Below are 2556 nucleotides of genomic sequence, written 5' to 3'. Positions count from 1 at the left end.
GTCGGCTGAGCCACTAAAGCCGCCGGGAGAGGTGTTGCAGGACGTCTATCTTCGTCTCCTTCGAACAAGAAGGAGTTCAGGGAGTGAACGTCTTGAAGCCGCACCTGCAAAGCACCGTATTCACATTACTCGAGCGCAACAAGAGCCAGCGCCAGATCCAGCGGCTCACGGGCATCGACCGCAAGACGATTCGTCGCTATCAGGCGATGTTCGAGTCGGAGAAGTCCGCTTCGGCAAACTCCCCCATGGTGACCACCGGCTCTGAAACGGCCGTCACGCAAACTCCCCCACCGCCGCGACCACCGGCTACCGACGGTTCCAGCAAGACCACAACGTTCAATTTCGCCCGCTCCGCAAGCGAACCGCATCGCGAATGGATCGAACAGCAGGTCCGCCTGAGGCGCAACGCGCAGGCGATCTATCAGGATCTGGTCGATCAGTTCGCATTCACCGCGAGCTACGAGAGCGTCAAGCGTTTCGTGCGCGCCTTGCGCCACATTGATCCCGAGCAGTTCGACCGTCTCGGGTTCGCCCCCGGCGAAGAAGCTCAAGTTGATTATGGCGAAGGTGCACTGACCCGCGATCCGAAGACCGGCCGCTACCGACGCCCGCGGTTGTTCGTGATGACCCTGCGGTACTCGCGGCGCAGTTTCCGGCGCGTGGTCTGGAAGTCCAGCAAGCAGGTCTGGGCCCAGCTTCACGAAGAAGCCTTCCGCTACTTCGGGGGCTCGGTGAGTTACGTCGTCCTGGACAATCTCCGGGAAGGCGTCATCACGCCCGACCTGTACGAACCCGAGATCAACCGGCTCTACGAGGCGATGCTTGAGCACTACGGTGTCGTCGCCGATCCGGCACGTGTGCGGGACCCGAATCGAAAGGGGACCGTCGAGAACGCGATCCAACATACGCAGGGCACCGCGCTTGCCGGCCGCCGTTTCGAGTCGCTCGAAGCCCAGAACGAATTCCTGATGCACTGGGAGGCAAACTGGGCGGCCAAACGCATCCATGGCAGCACCCGGCGACAGGTCGAGGCCATGTTCCAGGAGGAGAGGCCGCATCTGCGGCCGTTGCCGACCACCGGCTTTCGCTACTTCACGGAGGTCGTGCGTACCGTCTGGGACGACACCACGGTCAACATCGATCGCAGCAACTATGCGGCACGACCTGCGCCGATCGGCAGTCTGGTCTCGGTGCGCATCTACGATTCCACCATCGAGATTCGCGATCGCCGTACGCAGGCGTTGCTGCGCACTCATCCTCGTGCGCTGCAGGCCGGTTCGCTCGAACTGCCTGAAGACGAACGCCCCTTCAATCCGTCCCGCCAGAGCGCCTTCCTGCTCGCGAGCGCCGGCGACATCGGGCCACAAACAAAGGCGCTGTGCCAGCACATGTTCGATAGCGAAGGTCGCGTCGGCCATCGCGCCATGTGGGGCATCGTTGGTCTGGCGAAGAAGTATCCCGCCCGGCTCGTCGAGCAGGCCTGCGATCACGCGTTGCGTCATCACGTCCACCGCTACAAACAGGTGCGCGCGATCGTCGAACGGCTGTTCGAACAGGCACTCGAGCGTCTCGATCAGGCACCGCAGCTAGAGCTGCCTCTTACGCAGGATCACCCGCTGATCCGTCCTGCCGCCGAGTACGGCGAACTCTTTACCCTCGGTGCGCAGCACGGCGCCGAACCTCAACCTCCAACTGGAGACACACAGGCATGACCATGACGTTACCGGAAATCGAACGGGCTCTCGGACAGCTTCGCCTGTCTGGCGTGCGCGACACACTCGAAACGCGCGTGTTGCAGGCCCAGGGCTCCCAGCAGCCGTTCCTTGAAACCTTCGCACTGATCCTGCAGGACGAACTGGATCGCCGCCAGTCCCGACTCATCGAACGCCGCTACAAGCTCTCCGGCCTCGAAGAGAAACTCACGCTCGCCGAATTCGACTGGGCCTTCAATCCCAAAGTGCCTCGCCAGGCCTGCTTCCAGCTGCACACGCTGAAGTTCATCGCCGCTGGCGACAACGCGCTGATCATCGGTAAACCAGGCACCGGCAAATCGCACGTTGCGAAGGCCGTCGCCTACCAGGCCGTCCTGCAAGGCCACAAGGTGCAGTATCTTGAGACCGACGACTTCTTTAACCGTTACGCGCTGAGCCCGACTGCCCAGCGCGAAGCCCGGCTGCGAGCCATCCTCGAGAGCGATCTGCTCGTGCTGGACGACCTGTTCCTGTCGCGTACGATCCCCGACGCCGCCGGCGCGCTGCTGCAAACGCTGATCCATCAACGCTACAAACTGCATCGAAGCGTTGTCGTCACGTCCAACCGCGTTGTGCAGGATTGGGGCGCATACCTGGGCGACAACACGATGAGCACCACGATCCTCGACCGGCTCATGCATCACTGCCACCTGCTTGAATTCGACGGCCGCAGCTACCGCCTCAAGGAAGCCGCTGAAACGCTTGCACGGAAATCGAAAACCAGCTAAATAACCCTTAGTCCTGCTTCACAGGGTGGGGGAATTTGCGCGACCATAAGTGGGGGAGTTTCAACTGACCGTCCGGG

2 protein-coding genes are annotated in these 2556 nt (G+C 61.9%); both read left to right on the top strand.

The features are described from left to right. Positions 1 to 83: 83 nt before the first annotated feature. The gene (gene istA / locus KHO33_RS41750; RefSeq protein WP_211629338.1) at positions 84 to 1712 is read left to right on the top strand and encodes an IS21 family transposase; all 1629 of its coding nucleotides are present in this window, start codon (positions 84 to 86) and stop codon (positions 1710 to 1712) included. Further along, on the top strand, positions 1709 to 2479 hold the full coding sequence (istB, locus tag KHO33_RS41745; protein WP_006397378.1) for an IS21-like element helper ATPase IstB: 771 nt from the start codon (positions 1709 to 1711) through the stop codon (positions 2477 to 2479). Before istA ends, istB begins: the two co-directional genes overlap by 4 nt. Positions 2480 to 2556: the final 77 nt, after the last annotated feature.

This window comes from Paraburkholderia nemoris (genome assembly GCF_905221015.1).
Classification (GTDB): domain Bacteria; phylum Pseudomonadota; class Gammaproteobacteria; order Burkholderiales; family Burkholderiaceae; genus Paraburkholderia; species Paraburkholderia nemoris.
The sequence above is the reverse complement of the archived record's forward strand: the minus strand, read 5'-3'. Positions and strand labels throughout refer to the sequence as shown.

Coding starts and splice junctions, on each gene's coding strand:
- istB (WP_006397378.1), top strand. CDS start 1,709: ATGACCATGACGTTACCGGAAATCGAACGGGCTCTCGGACAGCTTCGC.